Annotated in this window: 17 protein-coding genes; 7 read left to right on the plus strand and 10 right to left on the minus strand. The window is 70.4% G+C overall.

What is annotated here, in order from left to right:
- Positions 1-72: 72 nt before the first annotated feature.
- The 3 genes from ABT130_RS28070 to ABT130_RS28080 all read right to left on the minus strand — a co-directional run bounded on the left by ABT130_RS28070 (position 73) and on the right by ABT130_RS28080 (position 5,436).
- Entirely contained in the window at positions 73-2,676 is a 2,604-nt protein-coding gene (locus tag ABT130_RS28070) for a coiled-coil domain-containing protein (RefSeq protein WP_350960155.1), read from the minus strand.
- Between the two features lie 107 nt (positions 2,677-2,783).
- Positions 2,784-4,229, minus strand: coding sequence for a hypothetical protein (locus tag ABT130_RS28075; RefSeq protein WP_350960157.1), 1,446 nt, complete (start codon positions 4,227-4,229; stop codon positions 2,784-2,786).
- Positions 4,219-5,436 carry a hypothetical protein gene (locus ABT130_RS28080; RefSeq protein WP_350916656.1) on the minus strand — a complete coding sequence of 406 codons (1,218 nt, stop codon included), beginning with the start codon at positions 5,434-5,436 and terminating at the stop codon, positions 4,219-4,221. The genes ABT130_RS28075 and ABT130_RS28080 overlap by 11 nt, the downstream gene beginning before the upstream one ends.
- Positions 5,437-5,672: 236 nt before the next feature.
- On the opposite strand from ABT130_RS28080, the gene ABT130_RS28085 reads away from it, so the two are divergent.
- The gene (locus tag ABT130_RS28085) at positions 5,673-6,527 is read left to right on the plus strand and encodes a helix-turn-helix domain-containing protein (RefSeq protein WP_350960159.1); all 855 of its coding nucleotides are present in this window, start codon (positions 5,673-5,675) and stop codon (positions 6,525-6,527) included.
- A 60-nt stretch (positions 6,528-6,587) separates the two neighbouring features.
- Positions 6,588-6,968 carry a hypothetical protein gene (locus ABT130_RS28090; protein ID WP_350960161.1) on the plus strand — a complete coding sequence of 127 codons (381 nt, stop codon included), beginning with the start codon at positions 6,588-6,590 and terminating at the stop codon, positions 6,966-6,968.
- An 18-nt stretch (positions 6,969-6,986) separates the two neighbouring features.
- Here ABT130_RS28090 and ABT130_RS28095 read toward each other — a convergent pair whose 3' ends face one another.
- Together ABT130_RS28095 and ABT130_RS28100 are read right to left on the minus strand one after the other, a co-directional pair.
- Positions 6,987-11,315: a caspase, EACC1-associated type gene (locus ABT130_RS28095; RefSeq protein WP_350960164.1), complete on the minus strand. Its 4,329-nt coding sequence runs from the start codon at positions 11,313-11,315 to the stop codon at positions 6,987-6,989.
- Complete coding sequence (locus ABT130_RS28100) at positions 11,312-11,680, minus strand: effector-associated constant component EACC1 (RefSeq protein ID WP_350960166.1); 369 nt, start codon at positions 11,678-11,680, stop codon at positions 11,312-11,314. The genes ABT130_RS28095 and ABT130_RS28100 overlap by 4 nt, the downstream gene beginning before the upstream one ends.
- An 810-nt stretch (positions 11,681-12,490) precedes the next feature.
- Here ABT130_RS28100 and ABT130_RS28105 point away from each other — a divergent pair.
- Entirely contained in the window at positions 12,491-13,147 is a 657-nt protein-coding gene (locus ABT130_RS28105; RefSeq protein ID WP_350916668.1) for a response regulator transcription factor, read from the plus strand.
- A gap of 106 nt (positions 13,148-13,253) precedes the next feature.
- On the opposite strand, the gene ABT130_RS28110 is transcribed toward ABT130_RS28105, so the two are convergent.
- Positions 13,254-14,204, minus strand: coding sequence for a hypothetical protein (locus ABT130_RS28110; RefSeq protein WP_350960168.1), 951 nt, complete (start codon positions 14,202-14,204; stop codon positions 13,254-13,256).
- A 49-nt stretch (positions 14,205-14,253) separates the two neighbouring features.
- The gene (locus ABT130_RS28115) at positions 14,254-15,036 is read right to left on the minus strand and encodes a MerR family transcriptional regulator (RefSeq protein ID WP_350960171.1); all 783 of its coding nucleotides are present in this window, start codon (positions 15,034-15,036) and stop codon (positions 14,254-14,256) included.
- A gap of 195 nt (positions 15,037-15,231) precedes the next feature.
- Between ABT130_RS28115 and ABT130_RS28120 the strand changes: the two genes are divergently transcribed.
- Positions 15,232-15,642 (plus strand): SgcJ/EcaC family oxidoreductase, encoded by a 411-nt coding sequence (locus ABT130_RS28120; protein ID WP_350960173.1) that lies wholly within the window; start codon positions 15,232-15,234, stop codon positions 15,640-15,642.
- Positions 15,643-15,757: 115 nt separating this feature from the next.
- Here ABT130_RS28120 and ABT130_RS28125 read toward each other — a convergent pair whose 3' ends face one another.
- The gene (locus tag ABT130_RS28125) at positions 15,758-18,061 is read right to left on the minus strand and encodes an ABC transporter permease (RefSeq protein WP_350960176.1); all 2,304 of its coding nucleotides are present in this window, start codon (positions 18,059-18,061) and stop codon (positions 15,758-15,760) included.
- Between the two features lie 94 nt (positions 18,062-18,155).
- On the minus strand, positions 18,156-18,854 hold the full coding sequence (locus ABT130_RS28130) for an ABC transporter ATP-binding protein (protein WP_350960179.1): 699 nt from the start codon (positions 18,852-18,854) through the stop codon (positions 18,156-18,158).
- Positions 18,855-18,992: 138 nt separating this feature from the next.
- Here ABT130_RS28130 and ABT130_RS28135 point away from each other — a divergent pair, with 138 nt between their 5' ends.
- Entirely contained in the window at positions 18,993-19,928 is a 936-nt protein-coding gene (locus tag ABT130_RS28135) for a sensor histidine kinase (RefSeq protein WP_350960182.1), read from the plus strand.
- Complete coding sequence (locus ABT130_RS28140; protein ID WP_350960184.1) at positions 19,925-20,632, plus strand: response regulator; 708 nt, start codon at positions 19,925-19,927, stop codon at positions 20,630-20,632. Before ABT130_RS28135 ends, ABT130_RS28140 begins: the two co-directional genes overlap by 4 nt.
- Positions 20,633-20,985: 353 nt before the next feature.
- Here ABT130_RS28140 and ABT130_RS28145 read toward each other — a convergent pair whose 3' ends face one another.
- Positions 20,986-21,375 carry a winged helix-turn-helix transcriptional regulator gene (locus ABT130_RS28145; protein ID WP_350960186.1) on the minus strand — a complete coding sequence of 130 codons (390 nt, stop codon included), beginning with the start codon at positions 21,373-21,375 and terminating at the stop codon, positions 20,986-20,988.
- Between the two features lie 118 nt (positions 21,376-21,493).
- On the opposite strand from ABT130_RS28145, the gene ABT130_RS28150 reads away from it, so the two are divergent.
- On the plus strand, positions 21,494-21,871 hold the full coding sequence (locus ABT130_RS28150; protein ID WP_350960189.1) for a VOC family protein: 378 nt from the start codon (positions 21,494-21,496) through the stop codon (positions 21,869-21,871).
- Positions 21,872-21,986: the final 115 nt, after the last annotated feature.

Below are 21,986 nucleotides of genomic sequence, written 5' to 3' on the forward strand. Positions count from 1 at the left end.
GATCTGCGTCTCTTTCTGGCGGCGCCGGTGCCGTTCGTACTCCTCCGGCCCGCGCTGGTAGGACGCGCGCGCCTACAACACGCCGGGTACCGTCGCCTGCCCGCGGGGGGTGCGCCCGGCGCCGGGCGCGGTCCGCTCCCTGACCAGGAAGCGCAGTTCCTCGGGCATCTCCTCGTCCTCGCCGGGGAAGGTGTCGCGCAGCGCCTCGTCCAGGCGGCGTTCGGCGGCCCGCCACCACTCCTCGGCCGTCAGCGGGCGCTCCTGCTCGTCCAGGGCCCCCAGCCACTCGCGGGCACCGTCGACGGTGCCGCCCCAGTCGCCGGCCAGCGCGTCAAGCCTGAGCGCCTCGCGGTCGGCGGTGATTCTCGCCGCCTGCCCGGCGGCCTGGTCGCGGTCGGACTCGTGCCCGGCCCTGCGGCTCTCCAGACGCTCGACCTCCATGCTCCTGGTACGGGCGCGGAAGTCCAGCGTGCTCGCCCGGCGCTCGGCCTCGCCCACCTTCGGCGCGACCTCGGCCAGTGCCTCGGTCAGCTCACCGAGCGTGTTCCGCCGCTCGGCCAGCCGCCGCTCGATGTCGGCCAGTTGCACCGACGCCTTGGCCCCCTCCAGCCGCCTGCCCGCCTCGGCCACGGCGTCCTCGGCGGCCCGTACGGCCGCCGCGGCGCTCTCCTGCGTGTCACGCGCCCGGTGCAGCCGCTGCTCGGCGGCCTTGATCCGGGCCTCCCTGCCGGTGACGGCCACCTCGAACGACCCCACGACGGTGACTCCCGCCGCGCTGACCAGCACCGAGCCGGGCAGCGCGTTCAGCGCCCGCGACGCGGCCTCCAGATCGGCCGCGTCGACGATCACCGCGTGCTCGTGCGGCCACCCGCGAGATCCCAGCGCGGCTGCTTTCCGCCCGGCCTCGTCCTCGCGGGCCTGCTCGGCGACGTCGATCGCGTCGAGCAGGCCGGTCGCGCCGACGCCCGCCTCGGCGAGCGCGTTGAGCTGGGCCGCGGCCGGTCCGCCCTCGGCATCGTCCAGCGCCGCCCTCGCCCCCTCGACCTCGCGGTCGGCCACGCCCAGCGCTTTCAGCGCCTCGTTCAATCGCGTCCTGGCCTCGGCCAGCTCCGCGCCCGCCGCCGTCACGTCGCGCCCGTCGGCCAGCCGGCGCTGCTCCTCAAGCCCGGGAATCCAGCCGCGCAGCTCGTCCACCGAGTTCTCCGCCACCGCCCGGTCGGCGTCCAGCTTCGCGGCACGTGCCTGCAGGGTGGCCAGCTCCCTGCGAGCCTCGGCCAGACCGCGCTCCAGCGTGTCGTCCTTGAGCGTGGCGATCTCCGCCCTGATCTCGCCGATCGCCTCCGTGGCGCGCTCGGCCGCCGCGCCGGCCCGCTCCAGCTCCACCGCCAGTGCCTCGTCCCGCTGCCCCGCGTCGGCGAGCCTGCGCGCCAGCCGTCCCCGCCAGCGGCGCATCGCCTCGGCCAGCCGGACGCGGGCACGGTCGCGCCGGTCGAAGGTCTCCAGGAGCGTACGGGACTCGTCCTCGAACTCCCGCAGCAGCTCCATGGCCCGCGTCGCGCGCACCCGCCTGGCGTGCTCGTCGCGTCGGGCCTCCCGCTCCTGGTCGAGCTCGGCGTCCAGGCCGGTCAGCGCGGCGATCGCCTCGAAGACCCGCTCCGGGGAGATCTCGTTGAGCGGCTGGGAGAGCAGGTTGGTGGCGACCTTGCTCCGTACCGAGGTGGACAGGAACGACACGCACCTGACCCGGTCGCCGTACAGGAACCTGGTCAGGTCGCGCGCCACCACGTCACGTCGTCCCGCCGAGCGGGGCAGCGCCGCCCACAGCGCGTCGGCTCGCGTCACCCGCTCCGCCTCCGAGGCCGCCGACGCCAGGTGCACTCCCGGGGCCCACCTGATCTCCAGGTGCGGGGCCTCCTGGTTGACCCGCAGCCACACGGTCACCGCGTCGCCCAGGGAACCGGTGCGCGCCGGGTCGGCGTCCTGAGAGTCACCATCCAGAGAGCCACCGTCCGAGGGGGCGGCGTCTGGAAGGCCGGGGTCCATGGAGCCCGTGTGCACGGAGCCGGCCGGTGCGAAGACACCGACGATGTAGCCGTGGTCGGCGCTGGCCCAGGTCCGGCCGCCGCCGCCCGCGGCGAGTTCGGCGTTGAACAGCAGCTCCGACACCGACTTGGCGCCCGAGGCGAAACGCCACTGCTCGTCTCCGAGCAGCGCTGTGATCATCGCGATGAACGACGACTTGCCCGCGCCGTTGGAGTCCTTCGGACCGGCGCCCGCGACCACGATCAGCGTGCCCGGTACGGTCGGCACCGGGTGGGTCGAGAGCCGGGAGATGTTGACCGGTTGCACGGCGACCAGCACCCGGTCACCCACCACGTTCTCGGTCGGAGCGGTGGCACGGATCTCCACGGGGACCAGACTCGCCTGCGTCCCGGCAGAGGCCTCGGCTCCCGCGGCCCGACTCCCTCCGGCCGGCACGTCCCCGGCCGGAGCGGTCGCGGCCCGGCCGCCCTTGGCCGGCACGTCCCCGGTCCGGGGGTTCGCACCCCGGCCGCCCCTGGCCGAGGTGTTCCCGGCTCCGGCCTGGACGGCTTCGCCCGTGCCCGTTCCGGTGTCGGCGGCCTTCGCGCGGCTCCCCCGTGAACTCTTCGCGGCCTGGTTCCGCTGGTCGGTCAACCCCGTCGTTCCTTTCTTCCGTCCCGTTCCCGATACCGGGAGCGCCGGGTCCTCGGTACTCCCCACCGGGGTCGACTCATCGCGTGCTGTGGTCGCTCCACTCCCGATCACCGCCGGTTGGCCCGTACGGCCGCGGCCAGCGGGGTGTGCGGCCCCGCCGCGAGGATCAGTTCCTCCTGCAGGCGCCGCCTGGCCTGCGGGGTCAGCCGGTGGAACTGCGGTCCCGGCACGTACCCCCCGGCCTCCTCGCCCGCCTTCACCTGGGTCACCAGACCCGCGTGACGCAGGGTGCGCAGTGCGGCCTCCAACTCGCCGATCGGCAGCTTGGTATGCCGCCGCAACTCGTCGATCTGGGCCGGGAACGGCGAGAGCCAGCTGTCGGTGGGCAGCAGGCCGTCAGCCCTGGGGATCGCCACCGAGTGGATCAGCACCAGCACCAGCACCGCCCGCTCGGCCTCGTCCAACGTCGAGCCCGCCTGCGACACCGTGCCCGTTCCCGAAGCCGTGCCCGCTCCTGAGGCCGTGCCCGCGCCGAGTGTCCCGGCCGCGTAGCCGGAGATCCACGACTCACGGTCGTGGATCAGGACCCGGCCGCGGCGCTCCAGCATCTCGGTGAGCGTGCGGCGCAGCACCGGGTCGCGCAGCGCGGAGAAGCGGGCCTCGTGCACCGGCTCGGCCGCGTGCTCCACCGCCATGAACGCCGCCACGATCTCGGCCCTGCGACGCTCGTCGAACGGGCTGAGCAGATCGGTGTCCACCTCGTCGGGAATCGTGACGCTCGCCCCCGCCTCAGCGTCCTCAGCGGCGCTGTCAGGGCCGTCATCGATGACCGGGAGCACCTCCGTGCCGCCCGGGGTCTCCTCCGCGGTGGGCAGGCGGCGCATCAGCTCCCGCAGCTGGGCGTGGGACGCGGGGGGCCAGGACGCGCACCGGGGGCCGAGCCGGACGAACCCGTCTGCGACCTCCAGCCAGGCCGAGTCGTGCAGGCGGCGCAGCGCGCCGATCGCCCAGTTGCGCATCAGGTCGTCGCCGCGCCCGATCAGGGCACGATATGTCGACAGCACGTCGTCCACCGGGGCGGGGGTGCCGGGCCACGGGTCGGCGGTCAGGTCGCTCCAGCAGCAGCGCAGCGCCGCGGCCAGCACCCGCCGGGTCTCGCCGGATCGTTCCACCGGGACCGGCGCGACCTGGTACTCCTCCAGGAGCGAAGGGGTCGCCCCGTCGGGCCAGACCGGCAGCGCCATGCCCGTCCCGTCACCGCGACCCAGCCGTGCCATCCCCGCCGGAGCCGCCTGCCCGGCATGGAGCGCGAGAGGTCCGCTCGACCTGGCCCGGACATGTGCCGTCGCGGACGGCTCGGCCTCCGAGGTCCGCGCGTACGCCTCGGTGCTACGGACATGTGCCGTCGCGGACGGTTCAAGCCCGGTTTCCGGGGGCCGCGGGTACGTCTCGGCGCCGGCTTCCCCGGTCGTCAGCGGGTGCTCGGGTGTCTCGGGGCCGCTGCTCGCCGGCTCGGTCGCCGGGGCCGGTACGTGCCGAGGATCAGCCGACACCGCCGGTCCTTTCCAGGCGGCCGTGAGAGAGCCAGGCGGGTTCGGCGCCAGGGGTGGCGGTGAGGCCGTCGGACCAGCGCAGGCGATAGGGGGAGTCGGGGCGCAGGTCGGCCGAGACGAGGTCGGCCAGCAGACGGCGGGCGGAGACCCACTCGCCGTCGGCGGTGAGCAACTCCTCCAGCCGGGCGGTGGAGCGCCCGGCGAGGGCGGCCTCGGCCACGGTGGTCAGGTGGTCGAGGCCGTCGGTGGCGGGGTCGCGGGTGTCGGCGGGGCCGGTGTCGGGCAGGGCCGAGCGCGGGGGAGTGGGCTGGGCGGGTGCCGGGCGAGGGCTCTCGTCCACGGCCCTGACGATCGCCGCCGGGTCGTGCCAGGGGGCGGGGGCGTCGAAGACGAAGCCGTCGAGCACCGAGGCCAGCCGCTCCTTGCTCGCGGTCTGCGCGAAGGTGCGCCAGAGCTCCGCGGGGAGCAGCGTCAGGTTCCTCGTCGTGCCCGCGGAGTCGGCCAGACGCCCGGCGGCACGACGTGAGGCGTCGCTGTAGGAGTAGATCGCGGCGCGCAGCTCGGTACAGGTGCGGTCGAGGTCGGGCCAGCGGGTGAGGATGGTGCCGTGCAGGTTCTGCGCCCGCCGGGCGATCTCCTCGGTGCCCCACAGCTTGGGGGCCTGCTCGCGCAACTCCTCGATGGTGCCGCCGGTCAGCGTGATCAGCTCCAGGGCCCAGAGCCGGAAGGCGCGCGAGAGGTTCTGCGCGCTGGCGCGGGCCTCCTCCATCGTCGTGCGGGGGTCGGCCACGTTGAGGTCTTCGAGCGCGAGCAGCCGGTGCATCTCCGACTGGCCGCCGTCGTCCATCATCCGGCGGATGAACATCAGCCCCACCACGCTGGTGAACGACGCGCGGTAGCGGAGCTGGTTGGGCTTGGGAAACACCTCGCGGATCGCGCCGAGGCCCCGCAGGACCCGGAGCCGGTTCTCGAACCGGTCGAGCGGATAGGCCCGGCAGACGTTGCGCATCTGCTCGTGGGTCAGCCACTCCTCGCCGGCCTCGGCGAACGCCGCGAACAGGGTCTCGGCGATGTCGACCAGCGCGGGGTCGTCCACCACCGCGCCGCTGTCGCGGGCGAGCGCCGCGAACATGCGGCGGTAGGTCGAGAGCACGGCCTCCTCGGTGAGGGCCGAGTCGAGCGTGAGCTCATGGTTCGTCTCTGGCACGCGCCCTACCGTAAGGCTTGCGCCCGACATCCCCGACCCGCATCAGCGGAAAGCGCAGGTGGGAAGGCCAATCGTAGATCTCTCACCGACCTCGCGCGGCCTGTCGCAGGCTTTCCGGATAACGGAGCGGGAGCGCGCCCATCAGCATTACGCAACTATTCGCAACTTTCAGGACAGATCGCAACACCCGACGTACGGTCGGAGGATCAACCCCCCGCGGTGACGAGGTGACGGAGATGGCGACCTCCACAGCACGCATCGACGAGGCCAAAGGCATTCTCGCCGCCAGGCTCAGGGCGCTCCGCGCCGACGCCGGGCTGACCGGGCGAGCGCTGGCGGCCAAGACCGGCCTGGACCACACCAAGATCTCAAAGATCGAGAACGCGGTCCAGATGCCCAACCAGGCCGACATCCGGACGTGGTGCGAGGCCTGCGACGCGGACGAGCAGGTGGTCGACCTGATCGCGGCCGCCCAGAACATCGACGCCATGTACACCGACTGGCGCCGCCTTGAGGAGAGCGGCCTCGGCCACGTGCAGCGCTCCTTCCAGCCGCTGTACGACAGGACCCACCAGTTCCGCGTCTGGCAGCACTCGGCCGTCCCCGGCCTGCTCCAGACCGGCGACTACGCCCGCGGCCACCTGCGCGCCATCATCGACTTCCGCGGCATCCCCGACGACATCGACGCCGCGGTCGCGGCGAGGCTGAGACAACAGGAGATCCTGCGCAACGGGAGCAAGCGGTTCGCCTTCGTCGTCGGCGAGCAGGCACTCCGCACCCCGCTGGTCGGCCCGGCGGAGATGGCCGCCCAGCTCGACCGGCTGGCGGAGCTGACCTCGGGCGTCGCGAACGTGTCCTTCGGCATCGTCCCCGCGACGATCAGGCCGCCGCTCATGCCGCCGGAGAACTTCTGGATATACGACGCCAACCGGGTCCGCGTCGACACCGTGCCGGGCCAGATCCAGCACAAGGCCCCGAGCGACGTGGGCGTGTACGAGAAGGCGTTCCGGGCACTGAGCGGTGCCGCGGCCTACGGGCAGGAGGCCCGCGCCCTGTTGCGGGCCGCGGCCGCCGCGTTGGGCGAGAAGTGAGCTCGCAACATCGTGCAACACCGTTGAGGCGGGCATCTCATGATCTCTAGTCTCGCGAGCGTGACCGTTGATCACACGCCCCCCGAAGACCTCGCGCCGCACCCAGCCGAACTCCGGGCCCGTGAACTGGCGGCCCTGCTGGCGCGAGCCCACAACATCCCGGCGGACGTCCACCGCCTGCCGTCCGGCAAGATAGTCGTCTCCGTCTACTACGGGCTGGTCGCCCGCCTCGACGACGCCTGCCGTTTCTGGTGGGTCGTCCCGGCCTCCACCGGCCGGCACAGACCGTTGTGGACGAGCGCCGCCACCCCGGTCGCGGCCGCGTTCCGGATCGCCACCCACTACCGGGAGATACGGGCCCACCCGCTGGCCCACCTGATCTGCGGCGGCTACCTGCTGACCGACGTCCTGCTGGAACACCACACCGTCGCCCCGGTCTGACGCCGCCGGGATCTCCGCTCAGCGAGCCGGGCAGGGCGGCGTGTAGCCGATGTCAGGCATGTACAGCCCCCACTCCTCCCGCGTCATGGCCATGCCAGTGGTGTCGCATACGCGCTTGACCACGGTGGGGATGTCAATCACGCGTAGCCGGATGGAGTTGTCGTGCGAACCGGTCACCAGGCCGTGGCCGTCGGGACTGAAGGCCAGCGCGGCGACCCTGGAGGAGTGCAGTCTGAGGATCGTGGTGAGGACCGGTTTGGCGGGATCCGACACGTCCCACAGCCGGGTCACGGAGTCACCGGCCCCGGTCGCGACACTCCGTCCGTCCGGGCTGAACTCGACGTCCCAGACAAGATCCGTGTGCCCCTTGAGCACCCCCGAGGGGGTGGGGTGGGCCGGATCGTGAACATCCCAGATCCGGGCGGTTCCATCACCGGCGCCCGTCGCGAGCAGGTCTCCGTTCGCGGAGAAGTCGACGGTGTCCACCAGCGCGGAATGACCTTCGATGACGGCTCGCTCATCCGGGTGCGCGGGATCCGACATGTCCCACAGCCGTACGGTCCGATCTCCCGACGCCGTGGCCAGTGTGGATCCATCGGAGGTGAAGGTCACGTCCAGCACGGAATCGGAATGCCCGCGGATGACGGCGAGGGCCTTCGGTCCGGCGGGACTCCGCACGTCCCACACGCGGGCGGTGCCGTCCTCCGCGCCGGAGACCAGCGTGCGACCGTCAGGGCTGAAGGCCACAGCCATGACGGTCATGGTGTGCCCTTTCAGCGCGGCCAGCTTGACGGGCTTGGCGGGGCTGGTGACGTCCCAGAGCCAGATCTCGTCTCTGACCGTGGTCGCCATGGTGCGACCGTCCGGGCTGAACTTCACATCGAGGAGGTACTCGTCCCCGGCCTTTGACGTGCTCAACAGCGCAGGGTGCGAGAAGTCCTTGATATCCCAGAGTTTCACGGTGCTGTCCGCTGAGACGGATGCCAGGGTCCGCCCGTCGGAGGTGACGTCGACGCCGTACACCAGGTCCTGGTGCGACTCCAGCTCCAGCTGGAACTCGACACGGTCGGGATCGTGAACATCCCAGAGCCGGACGCTCCAGTCCGCCGAGGCCGAGACGAGGAAGCGTCCGTCCGGGCTGTAGGCCACTGACTGGGCGGACTCGCTATGGCCTATGAGCACATTCCGCCGTGAAGCGTGCGCGTAGTCCTTCACCTTCCACAGGAAGATCGTATTGTCCGTCGAAGCCCCGGCCAGCGTACGCCCGTCGGGGCTGAAGGCGAGATCGTAGACGGGGGCGACAGCCCCTTCGAGGGTCGCGCCCTCAAGCGGGGCGTGGCCGAGATCACTCACATTCCACAGCTTCACTGTGTTGTCGCTGTAGGCCACAGCGAGGATCTTCCTGTCGGGGCTGAACTCCACCGAGTGGAGCGCGCCACCTGAATGCACGCGCACGCCGCCGAGGAAGGATGGTCGCTGCTTGTTCTTGGTGCTCCACAGCCGCACCGTCTGATCCTCGGACGACGACGCCAGGACCTCGCCGTCCGCACTGAAGTCGATCGACTCGACCGACTTCTCGTGTCCGACCAGCTCCGACATGCGGCTTGGTGCTTTGGGGGCGCTGGTGTCCCAGAGCTCTATCATGCCGTCGACGAACGCGATGGCCAGCATGTCCGCGACCGGGTCGAACTCGACCGCTTTGACGATGCTGTCTCGCTGATGCACCCTCGCGGCGAGGGTTGGGTGCTTCGGATCGCTGATGTCCCACAGGCGCACCGTCTTGTCCGCCGAGCCGGTCGCCAGCAACGATCCTGACCGGTCAAAGGCCACCGAGCCCAATCCCTCCTCATGTCCTTGGAGCACCGCCAGCTGCATGGGCCGGGCGGGGTCGCGGACATCCCAGATCCTCGCGGTTTTGTCTGTTGAGCCGGAGGCGACGAGCCTGCCGTCGGGACTGATCGCGGCAGCCCAGGCGGCGCCGGAGTGGCCGAGGAGTCTGGTCCCGATGGTGTAACCCAGCGAGTCCACCATCGCGCCCCGGGCCTCCGGAGTGTCGGACAGGTTGTAGGCGGCCAGTGCCAGTTGCCCCGAGAGCGAGGTGTCGCCGAGCCGTTCGACGGTGTCCGCGACCTGTCGCGAGATCGCCGCGTCTCGCTGGCGGGTGGCCTGGTCCTTCTGGTCGTCGGCTATCCGGGACTGTTCCTGGGCGACGGCGCTCTGCCGCAGCGCGTAGCCGCCCGCTCCCACGGCGGCGACCAGCAGCATGGCGAGGGTCACGATGACGCTGAGCGTGATCCTGCTCCTCCGGCGGGCTCGGCGCGCATTCGCCGTGAGAAAGGCGTGTTGGAGGGCACCAAGCTCACTTTGGTGGCCGCTTCCCGCGGCTTCCTGGGCCGCCACGAGGCGGTTGTCCACGTAGAGATAGGCGGGATCATGGGACTGTCTCTTCCACGTTTCTGCGTCCTCGGACAGCCGTTGCCGTACCAGCAGTCGCGCGCGGTCGGCGGTGATCCAGCCCTGCAGCTGCGGCCACCCGCGGATGAGCGCCTCGTGGGTGAGCTGGACGGAGTCCTCGTCGACGATCATCAGGCGTGCCTGTAGAAACAGGTCGAGGACGTGGCGGGCGACCGTGTACTCGGGGCTGTCCGACTTGGGCAATACGTCATCGATGAGCACTCGGCGGCGGGTGTCGTCGGTGCCGTCGCCGAGGTGCACGAGGCGCACGAGCATCTCACGGGCGATGAGCTCCCCGCTCGGGCCGATGTCCCGCATGACGGTGTCCGCGGTCTGGGCGAGCGCCTGGGTGATGCCGCCTGACGCCCGGTATCCCGCGAAGGTCAGCACCCTGTCCTGGCGGCGTTGCCAGGTGGTGAGCAGGGCGTGGGACAGCAGAGGAAGGCCGCCGCCGGGCCCGGACGCCGCTTCCGGGGAGGTTCTCCCGATCCCGAGGTCCTCCAGCAGCAGATCGACCAGGCCGGGCTGGATGGCGAGCCCGGCCAGCGTGGCCGGCCCCTCGATGACGTCGCGAAGCTGGTCCTCCCCCATCGGAGGAACGACCTCCGGCCGTTTCGTGGCCCCCAGCAGTTCGGCATAGGCGGCGCAGTGACCGAAGAAGTCCGCACGCAGGCCGATGACCACGGCCGCGGCGGGCGGCGTGCCGTTCCGGGCCTCGCACAGGGTGGCCAGCGCCCGGATGAAGGCGAGCCGCTGCTCCTCGTCCTGACAGGCGGTGAAGACCTCTTCGAACTGGTCGACGACGATGATCGGCTGACGCTCGGGCGTCGTTTCCGGAACGAGCCTGCCGAGCTTTCCCATCGGGTCCGAACCCGGTGTCAGGTAGACGCGGGCCGAGGTAGCGGGCAGGGCGGCGATCAACCCGGCGCGCAGCAGAGAGGACTTCCCGGCTCCCGACGGACCGGTCACCAGCAGGGGCCCGCCGTCCACCTGATGCGCGCGCAGCCGTTCGAGAAGCGTTCGGGTCAGTTCCTCCCTGCCGAAGAAGAACGCGCTGTCCTGGGGGCCGAAGGACGCCAGTCCTCGGTAGGGGCTCTCGGTGTCGTCAGCGGGCCACGGTTCCGGTGTCGCGGGCGCCGGCGGGGGCTGGTAGGCGGGGTTGGGAGCCAGCACCTCCTGATCGCCGAGGTCGGCCGCCTGGCGGCGCGGCTGGGGGAGGCCCTTGTCCGGCAGGGAACGCGCCAGGAACCGGTAGATGTAGTCGAGGGTCAACCCCGGAGGCCCTGTCGGTTCTCCCTCGGCCAGCAGCCTGATCAGCTCGCCGCTGAAGGCCGTGTGCGGCTGCCCGACCGGGGCCCAGGCGGCCTCCGTGCGGCTGGTCGAGGTCAGCAGGTAGGCGCCGGCCTGCCTGGTGATGGTGAAGGCGTCGTCCGCGGCGCTGCCGGACACCCCGTAGGCGCGACCGGAGAAGCAGCAGTCAAGGACGACGAGGACCAGCCGGGCCGTGCTGCGCAGCAGCAGCTGCTGGACCGTGGAGTACGGCAGGGCCTGGTATTCGGGAGGTGTCCCAACCGTCAGGTCCGTCGTCGCCCGGGTCGCCAGATGGAGTTCGTTGGCCGGACTGACCAGACCGTGTCCCACGTAGTAGAACATCAGCACCTCGGTCGCCTGCCGGGCCGCGTCGTCGAGAAGGCCGGCGAAGTGCTGCGGATCCTCCGGGTCGACGCACCTGGTGAGCCGTGCGGGATCCAGGCCCGCCCTGTCCACCAGGCAGTCCCCGAGGTCCTGAACCGTCGTACGGCCCGCTGACACGGAGGGCAGGCGTGAACCAGGCACGTAGGTTCCCGAACCGACGAGCAGCACGCGCGTCCCCTCGTGGGACAGCAGACTCACCGCTCAAGCTCCGAGGGGCGGCTCGAGACCGCTTCGGAGATCTGGCCGGTGAGCGCCCGCACGCCTTCCGGGGTCAGCGACTTGACCCCCTTGGCGGTCACCTCGATCTCCTGGTTGTCGCGTGAGATCCGGACCGAGACCTCGCCGGGGCGGCTGTTCAGCCAGGCGATGACGATGCCGGCGAGGGCTGCCACCGCGCCTCCCGAGCCGAGGGCCACCTGGAGGAGGTCGGTCGTTGGACCGAGCTCGTGAGGTGCCCCGTCCCGTTCGAGAATTCGGACACGTCCACGGAATTCCGGTTCCTCGATCAGCCACGAGTGGAGATCGCGAAGCTGGTCGGCCTCTGCCCGTACGAGGACGTCCACGATTCCTCACCGCCTTTCCGTCTGCCGTCAATTTAGACGCGTCTCTTAAGGGATGAGGACCCTTTAATGGTCTCAACTTCGCAACTCACGATTGAGGTGTTCGTGTATTTTGCACCCTTTATTGGTCGAAATATCGGTATATGTCCCCTAAGGGGTGTTGCGCAAAAGATCGACGTGATCTAGGTGCATGAGCCGAAAGTTCTCGGCATATCGGCTTGCCGACGAGGATGGGATCCGGACCCGGGCGATCCACGTCGAACTGGGATCATCGTCCGCATGACCCGGGCCGGCGCACCGTCTACAGCCCCATCGGGCTGCCGTGGCAGGACCTCGCCCTGGCCTGGCTCGCCTACCGGGAAGCCGGTCGCCGCGGTCTCGGCATCGAGGTCGACCTCCTCGGCCCTCCACCCGGGCCGGTATCGCCCGGGGGTCGGTGACCACCTCTCCGGACACGACCCGGACCGAATCCGGATGCTCGCACGCCGCATCCGTGAACACCCTCAAAGGGGCAGAGGTCAATGGGCGAGGCCATTATGAGGCGTCAGCGGAGGACAACCCGACGGGGGTGCTAAACAGTCGACCCTTATTCGGGTTATATGTCCACGCCATTACATAGTCCACGGAGCGTGGTCCAGATGGAGCCGGTGACGGCAATCTTCCCTCGTAAGGACGATAACCCCATGTCAGGCTTTTCGGTGTTTAACGCTGGTACACAGTAATCGGCTGAATTCTGTGGGTAGTCTCCTCGCGTGTGGGTAGTGGCCCCGGGCCAGGCACGAGCGCACCGCGAAACGACGGGGGAGACAACCCATGATCAGCGTCCTGATCGCCGAGGACATGCACCTGGTCCGGGGGGCCATGGTCGCCCTGCTCTCCACCGAGGACGACATCAAGGTCGTGGGGGAGGTCGGTCATGGCGACGAGGTGGTCCGCTCCTGCCTGCACCACCGGCCGGACGTCGCACTCCTCGACATCGGCCTGCCCGGCACCGACGGTCTCACCGCCGCGGCGGAACTGCACAGAAGGCTCCCCGAATGTGCCACGGTGATCCTGACCGGGCTCGCGACCCCGGCCGCGCTGCACCGCGCGCTGGACGCGGGGGCACGCGGTTTCGTCGTCAAGGACGCCCCGGCGAGCCAGCTCGCCGACTGCGTACGCCGGGTGGCCGCCGGCCAGCAGGTCGTCGACCCCGAGCTGGCCGTCGCCACCCTCAACGCGAAGCCGAACCCGCTCACCCCGCGTGAGCTGGAGGTCCTGCAGGCCGCGGCCGAGGGCGCACCGGTCGGCGAGATCGCCGACCGGCTCTGCCTGTCCGGCGGCACGGTACGCAACTACCTGGCGCGGATCCTCACCAAGGTCGACGCCCGCACGCGCGTGGAGGCGGTCAGGATCGCCAAGGAGGCGGGCTGGCTCTGGTCCGACGACCTGACCGAACTCGGCCTGATCCGCTCTCGGAGGACGGGCTAGGCCCGTTTTCCGCATGTGCCGCGTCGTCGCAGGTCAGCAGCTACATCTGATCCAGTGCCGCGGGTAATCACCCCAGGTCAACCGGGGTCACGTGCGGAATGTAGGGCTAGGTGTTCTGTCTCGCGGATTCAGCCCGATCAGCGGTGCGGGGCGGGCGCTGAGCCGGTCCCTCCAAGGAGATCAGAGGCAGCCGGTCAGGGCGGGCAGGAAGTTCGGGCACCGATGCGGTCGCCCGTGCTCCGTCACGGGCCCGACCGATCGCGGCGACGGCGGCGTCCGGGTCGTCGGCGTAGCAGCGGAGGCGCCGGGCTGTGACGACGGCTCCCAGCGGGCGCACCGCGGTCACCGGCTCCGCAAGGTCGATGACCAGGTTCGTCTGGGACGACACCGCCAGGGAGGGTTCGTCGCCGGTCACCCGCAGGAGCCCTTCGTGGTCGTAGCGCCGGTCCACCCGTACGGACTCGACCAGTGCCATCGGCACGCGGAGGTCGAACAGGGCACCCCAGCGGAGCCTGAGCTCGCCCGGGGCGGCGACATGGGGCCGGACGATGCCGGCGACCGTCATCGCCAGCATCGCGACCACGGCGTACACGTCCAGGACCAGCACGACCGCGTGGACGACGGGCCAGGGCAGCAGGATGGCCAGCACCACCGTCTCGATCACGCACACCACGAGCAGGATGACCATCATGGGGGTCTGCTCGCGGGCGTAGCCGATCGCGACGGCGTCGCCGCGGACCCCCTGCCGCCGCCCGGCGACCAGATATCCGATGCTCGCCACGGCTCTCGCCTCATGCGCCGTCAACCGCAGGACCGGCTCGGGAACCAGCTCCCGCAGCGCCGCCCCGGCCGCCTCGGCGGCCGTCAGGCCCGCCGACCGGTGCCTCCTGAACGCCCCGGTCAGCAGGAACGCCTCCACCCCGACGAGGGTGGCGACGGCCACCTCGGCCACCACGATCACCGGCATCGGGATGGGGACGCCCGCGACCAGGCACACCACCAGGGCCATCTCCGCGGGGAGCACCGCGTAGGCGATCGCGCGGACCAGCCGCTTCATCTGAACACCTCCAGCGTGGAGATCCCGGGCTTCAGCCGCGGGGAGGAAGTCAGCACAGCCGCCCGCTGAGAAGCCGCAGCGTCGTGCGTACGACCTCGGCCTGGGCCGGGGGCAGATCCGCCAGGAAGGCCGCACCGAGTGGATCGGTGGAGGCCCCCGGGAGCTCGGAACTGAGGAGGGCCAGCAGGTCGGCCGGGATGTGGTCGGCGAACTCGGCGGCCAGCGAGGGGATCCGCGGATCGTCGGCGGTCGCCTCGGTCAGCTCGCCGAGCCTGCGGTAGAGCTCGTAGGAGCGGGCCACGGCGCCGGGGTCGGCGGCCATCGGCCGCATGGCGGCGAACAGCCGCTCCCGATCCTCGGGAGTGGCTGCCGTGTCCATCAGCGCGAGCAGTTCGCGGTCCCAGGCCGCCGGCGTGGGTTCCGGCAGCTCGGCCGCCGAGGTCGACATCGCGCCGAACAACCCGGCCAGCCCGGGGGAGACCACGTCGTCGGGGTCGAGATCGGCGCCGGAGGCCTTTTCCAGTAGCACCGCCAGCCGGGACCGGCGCTCCTGGATCGCCCGCTCCTGGCGGGCGAGGTCGGCGTCCAGTTCGACGAGCACCTCGTGCAGGTCACGGCCCCGGTCGTCGGCCAGGACGTCGCGTACCTCCTCAAGGGCCAGGCCGAGTTCGGTGAGCCGCCGTATCCGTGCCAGCTCGACCGCGTCCCGCAGGCCGTACACGCGGTAGCCGTTGGGCCGCCGCGGCGGTTCTGGCAGCAGTCCCTGGTGGTGGTAATGGCGTACGGCGCGGGTGGTGATGCCGACCAGTGCCGCGACCTCTCCGATTCGCATGCCTGCATTACAGACGTTGACGTCGCGTCAAGGTCAAGCTCCTCCCTGACCGCGACCTACCCGCGCGGGGTGGGCCGGCCGCCCTCCTCGCTCTGCTCTGCCGCAGGCGTCCCGGATGCGGGCCACCGGCGGGTGGGCGGTGACACACCGAAACGAGTTGACCTCAAGTTATCTTGAGGTAACAGCATGGCTCGCATGAACGCGACAAGGATCAACGAACAGACCCGCGAGACCGAGATCGAGGCGATCAGGCAGGTGGTCGCCACGATCGAGCACTCCCAGAACAACGAACTCCCCGAGGAGTTTCTCGGCCTCTTCCGGCCCGACGCGATCTGGACGACGGGCGCGGGCAGGCGCCTGATCGGTCGCGATGAGATCTCGGTGTTCACCCACCAGGTGCTCCCCGGCGGGATGAAGGACTCGACCGTCACCTTCGAGGTGGTGCACGTGCTGTTCATCCGCCCCGACGTCGCCGCCGTCAAGGTACGCCAGCTGTACCGGACGCCCGACGGTCCCTCCGAGGGCAGCCCGCTGTTCGTCATGTCCAAGGAGGACGGGCAGTGGCGCCTGACCGCCTGCCAGAACACCGGAGTACTCGGCTCATAGCCGGATTCGAGGTCGCCGGGCCGGCGTCGGGGGCACGGGGTCTGGCCGACCGCGGCGACGAATCCGTCCTGCTTCCAGTGCGGCCCCACTACCTTTTGCCGGATTGAGCGGCCGCTCATTCGGTGTGCAGGGCATGGGCGATGGTCAGCCTGGCCGCCGAGCGGGCCGGGAGAAACGCGCCGAGCATCGCGATCGCCACCCCCGCCAGCACGAGCACGGCCAGCCCAGCGACCCGCCAGACGTCGAGCATCACGGCGGGAAGCGTGAGGCCTACGGCGTCGAGCATGGCCATGACGATCACCCGGTGCGCGACGACCCCGATCGGGATGCCGAGCAGGCCGCCGAGTGCGCCCAGGGCCGCCATGGACGTCACCATCATCACGGTCACCTGGCGAGGGGTCATTCCGATCGACTTGAGCATGGCCAGATCGCGGCGGCGTTCACGGGTATTGAGCACCACGGTGTTGAAGACGCCCAGCGTCGCGACCGTGCCCAGGAGCAGCGTGAAGATCGACGTCGCGCTGATGACGGCGACACTGGTGTCGTCGACCTGCGGCTGTGTGACCGGATACAGGCCCGGGTCGGCCGCTTTGACCGCGGCGTTGAACTTCTCGATATCGATGCCTGAGGCGAGTTGGACCTCATATTGGGTGGGCTTCTTGTCCGGTGCGAGCGCGGTCAGCGTCGGCCAGCTCACCATGATCAGGTTGTTCGCGGAGTGCATGGCCTCGCCCACGATGGTGGTCGAGGTATGCACGCCGCCGAGCGTGAGCGTGAGGCGGTCGCCGACCCTGAGCCCGTATCTTTTCAGGAATGCCGAAGGGGCGACGACCTCGCCGGGCCCTGACAGGTAGCGCCCGGCCACGACTGTGTCGCCCCGAGTCGAGGCGTCGCCGCGCAGGAACTGGGCCATGATCCGGTCAGATCGCCCGGCCAGGTGAATGTCTATCCAGGCGTCCGCGGTCACGTACTTCACACCGGGCAGTGAACGCAGCAGTGCCTCGATCCCGGCGTCGTCCAGCTTGGGCCTGGTCTGGTCCGGCCGGCCGACGTGAACCACCGTGTGGACGTGCCCGACCCGCTGCGCCGCGTCTCCGTAGGCGATCATCGTACGGAACAGGCCGGAGGCGAGCGTCACCGTGGTCACACCGAGGATGACGGCGGCCAGCGTCAACGCCGAGCGGCCAGGACGGGCGAACGGCAGGCCCAGTCCCAGGCTGATGGAGCGCGGCAGCCGTGCGCCTGACAACAGGCGCTGCATACGCTGTCCGCGTCCTGGGCGGGGCGCGCTGCCCGCGCTGATCGTCTGAGCGGCGGACAGCCGGTGGGCGCGCGAGGCGGGGATGAGCGCGGCCAGCACGACCACGGCCGGCACGCCGAGCAGCGTCACCACGTACACCCAGATGCTGACACCGACGCCGATGGCCGATCCGATGCCCTGGAAGACCAGTTGCAGCAGGGGCTGTGCGGCCAGGCCGCCGACTGCGGTGCCGACCAGGCAGCCGGCGAATCCCGGCAGCAGGACCATGGCGAGATACACCGCGACGACCTGGTTGGGGGTGAATCCCAGGGATTTGAGCACGCCGATATGCCGCTGGCCTGCCACGACCGCGCCGCTGATGACGTTCCCGACGATGAGGACCGCCACCAGCAGGCCCAGGATGCCGAACCCCGTCAGGAAGGGCAGGTAGGCGGAGGCCGTCCGGGCGACATCCTGCTTGACCGTCAGGTACGACTGCCAGTCGAGCAACGAGGAGGCGGCCGGGTCTGGTGTCAGCCCTGTCAAGGCCGCGCGGAGTTCGCCCTCCGTGCCCGCTTCGGTGAAGCGGTAGAGCATCTGGGTGATCTTCGGGTTCAGGGTCTGGATCTGGCTGGGAGTGACCCAGGCTTCGGCTGTCCTGCTGACGCTGGAGGCCAGGCCGACGACGGTGAGCTTCGGGCCCCCTTGGGGCTGGACCGTGGTGCCCAGCAGATCGCGAAAGAAGGGCTCGACTGGGCGGTTTATCACGATCTGCCCCGGCGTGGTGGCCCAGCGGCCCGCCCAGAGGTCGACGCGGTCCACCGGGCCACCGGGATCGGCGCGGCCGACGACCGTGAGTGGGCCGGGCGGCGGGCCATAGCCGGTGTCGGTAACGATGATGACGGCCTGGCCGAACGGCCCGGCCACGGATTCGACCATCGGGTTCTCGGCGGTCTGGGCGAGTTGGTCGTCGGAGACCGTGGTCCGGTCGAACGCGGCTACGACGTGCGCGCCGTGCTGGTTGGCGAAGGTCCGGTCGAAGGGGGCGGACGCGGCTTCGAGCAGACCGAGCGCCACCACGATCGCCACCGTCGAGCACAGGACGACCACGGACAGGACCACGCTCTGGAACCGGCGCCGCCGCACCGCCGCCACCGCGACACGCCACACCGCGCTCATGCCGGCCGTCCCGGCCACGCGCCGCTGCCGTCCGTTCCGGTGCGGTCCACTCCGATGCCGTGCCTCCCGCGGGCCATCGCGGCGGTCCGCCCGCTCATGCTGTCCGCTCCATGCTGCGCTCGCCGGTCACCTGTCCGTCGGCGAGCTCGACCACCCGGCTCGCGCACCGCTGGGCCAGCCGTTCGTCATGGGTCACGAGCAGCAGCGTCTGACCGATCTGCTGGAGGTCGAGCAGCAGGTCCATCACCTGCTCGCCGCTATGGCTGTCCAGCGCGCCCGTCGGCTCGTCGGCCAGTAGCACGGCCGGCCGGTTCATCAGCGCCCTGGCGACGGCGACTCGCTGACGTTCCCCGCCACTCAGCACGGCGGGGTAGATGTTCGCGCGGTCGGCGATGCCGAGTTCGTCCAGCAATTCGAGCGCCCGTCTGCGGGCGTGCGCGGCAGGCGTCCCGGTGAGCTGGGCGGCCAGCGCGACGTTGTCGATCGCGGACAGATCGTCGAGCAGGTTGAAGAACTGGAAGATCATGCCGATTCTGCGACGTCTGAACAGCGCCAGCCCCGTCTCATTCAGCCGGGACAGGTCCTCGTCGTGGACCGTGATCGTTCCGGACGTGGGGCGATCCAACCCAGCGATCATGTTGAGCAGCGTCGACTTGCCGCAGCCCGACGGCCCCATCACCGCGACCGCCTCACCGGCCCGGATCTCCAGCGAGACACCGCCCAGCGCCACCGTCTCGCCATAGTGCTTTCGTATCTTGTCGAGTCGTACGACGACCTGGCTTTCGGTTGTCATGGGGGGGAGGCTACAAGCGGCACCCGGCACCTGACATCCATCCCCGGATGCAGTCTCGCCCTGCTGTCATCCTGTGGATGTAGGCGTTTGGTCCGGGGAGTCGATGCGGATCGCCGTACGGTCTGCGATGGTGGAAGAGTGGGCGCTGTGTGGACGTACAGCCTGATCGTCATCGTTGCGGCACTGTTCGCGATCACGGTCCGGCTGGGTTTCCTCCTCCTACGGTCCCATCGGCAGCACCGCGCCGCCATCGAGGAGCGCGGCAGACTCCTGGAACGCGAGGGCCAGAGAGCTGCCAGGGCGGCGGTCCAGGCGGAGCGGGCCAGGATCGCCAGGGAACTGCACGACATAGTCAGCCACAACGTGAGCCTCATGGTGGTGCAGGCCAGCGCCGCACGCGAGGTGCTGGCCACCATGCCGGACGAGACCGAGGCGGCGCTCAGGGCGGTCGAGGGCGCGGGGCGCGCCGCGATGACGGAACTGCGGCACCTGCTGGGCCTGCTCGCGCCATCCCCGAACGGCGACGACCCGCCGTACCGCGGCGGCTTTCCCCTCGCCGTGGATCTCGTACCCTCGCCTAGCATGAGCACCCTGAACACGCTGGTCGATCGTTTCGCCTTCGCGGGGCTGCCCGTCGAGCTGCGGATCCTGGGCGAGCGGCGGCCGCTGCCGCCGGGCATCGACGCGACGGCGTACCGGATCGTGCAGGAGGCGCTGACCAACGCGCTCAAGCACGCGGCGGGGGCGAAGGCCGAGGTGACGATCCGCTACGCCGAGCACCACGTGCGCGTGGAAGTGCTGAACACCGGCCCGAGCGTGCTCGCCGGTGACCCGCTCGGGCAGGCCGACGGACATGGCGCCGTGAGGAGCAAGGGTGCCGTACACAAGGGCGAGCCTGGTGCCGGGGCGGTGACCGGCTCCGCGGCGGGCAGCCGAAGGTACGACGACGGGGCGGGCCGAGGGCTGCTGGGGCTGCGGGAACGAGTCGCACTCTACGGTGGGGACATGGACACTCGACGCCGTCTTGGCGGCGGCTACCGGGTTCGCGCCCGCCTTCCCCTGGACGGGGCATGACCACCCTCGACTCCGACCCCGTGCCCTCACCCCGCGTGCTGATCGCCGACGACCAGGCTCTCATCCGCTCCGGCTTCCGGCTGATCCTCACCACGCGCGGCATCGAGGTGGTGGGGGAGGCGGCCGACGGGGTGGAAGCGGTGGCGGCGGCGCGGGAGCTGCGTCCGGACGTCGTGCTCATGGACATCCGCATGCCGAACATGGACGGGCTGGAGGCCGCCCGGCAGGTCCTGGCGCAGGGGCCGCACTGCCGGGTGCTCATGTTGACCACCTTCGACCTCGACCGCTACGTCTACGCCGCGCTCGCCCTCGGCGCCAGCGGCTTTCTCCTGAAGGACATCACGCCCGAGCACCTGGCGGCCGCCGTGCGCCTGGTCAACACCGGTGACGCCCTGCTCGCTCCATCGATCACCCGGCGGCTGGTGGAGCGCTTCGCCGCCCCCGACCGCGCCGGCGAGTCCATGTCGCCGTCCTCGGCTGTCCCCACCGATCTCGCGAGCCTGACACCGCGCGAGATCGAGGTACTGACCCTGCTGGGGCGAGGCCTGTCCAACGCCGAGCTGGCCGAGGCGATGATCCTGAGCGAAGCCACTGTGAAGACCCATGTCGCCCGCATCTTCGCCAAGCTTGGCCTGCGCGACCGCGCCCAGGCCGTCGTCATCGCGTACGAGACCGGGCTCGTCAGCGCGGGTGACCACTCCTGAGCCGTGCCCCTACCGCGAGTCGCGGAGGCGTTGTCACGAGCAGGAGCAGCCGTCGTCGACGGTTTTGGGAAACGCCGTATGGTCGATCGTCGCGAGCCCCGGGAATTTGATGGGTGAACCATGATTCGCCCGGGACCGGACAGCCGATGGGTTCAGGAGTTTATCGAAACCGGCGCGACATGGACCGGATCCCGTCTCCTCCGCTCGTTATCGCCTCATAGAGCCGGACCTGGGACTGGTCCAGGCCGAACAGGTCCTTTCCGAACTCGAAACTCTCCTCCACCGGCCATCTCAGCCCGGCCGGGCCGTCTGTGGATGACCGGCAACCAGCGGAGCAGGCTGATGTCTGGAGGTCACCGCCGGGCTGTGGCGTCGTAGCGGCGGCGGGCCTGCTCGATGTGGTCCAGATGCCGGCGGGTCCAGCCGCAGATGCCGTTGACGGTGTCCCGTAGTTCCCGGCCCGCGGAGGTCAGGGTGTACTCCACGCGCGGGGGCACCGTCGGGTGGACCACCCGGTCCACGAGCCCGTCGCGTTCCAGCCCGCGCAACGTCTGGGTCAGCATCTTGTGGCTGATGCCCTCGATCTCGGTGCGCAGCTCGGTGAAGCGCAACGTGCGCTCGCCCATCACGTTGACGATCAGCAGGGCCCACTTGTTGGCGACCCCGATGAAGATCTCGCGTGCCAGCGAGTCGGCACGGGTCAGGTCCGCCCGGTGCGGCACGGGGCTGAGCTGCTCGGTCACCGCGAGGTGCCTCCCTTTCCGGAAAGTGCGTTCTTCCACGTCAACGCACACTCTTCTACGGTTACCGGGTAACTACAAGAGAGTGTGGCCGGAAGGCCCGCCGACCGGGAGAGGTCCCATGACGATCCTGAAGACCTATGGCCGCCTGTGGGCCGACGACCTAGACCGCGCTCTGCCCCTGCTGCGGGAGATGGTCGGGGCCGAACCCGACCTGCGGTTCGCCTTCGACGGCGTCGAGCTGGCCGCCATCGGCGATCTCCTCGTCGTGGCCGGACCGCAGCAGGAGCGAGCGAGGTACGCCCATGCCTCGGCGACCGTCATCGTCTCCGACCTCGATGAGCAGGTCCGCGCCCTGGAGGTGCACGGCGCCGAGATCACCACCGCGATGAGCACGAGCCCCACCGGGCGGTTCCTCTACGCCCGGCACGCCGGCGGGCCGGAAGTGGAGTACGTCGAGTGGGTACCCGAGCTGGTCGAGCGGATCATCGGGAGCTGAGCCCGGACGTGCCGCGTACGACGCGCTGAGCGGTCCGAGCGGTGAGCGCCTACTGGCGCCGGGGCAGGTCCGGCTGACCGGGAAGGACGAGGCGGGCGCCACGTGGTCACGGAAG

Origin of the sequence: Streptosporangium sp. NPDC001681, from assembly GCF_040298085.1 — a bacterium.
Classification (GTDB): Bacteria; Actinomycetota; Actinomycetes; order Streptosporangiales; family Streptosporangiaceae; genus Streptosporangium.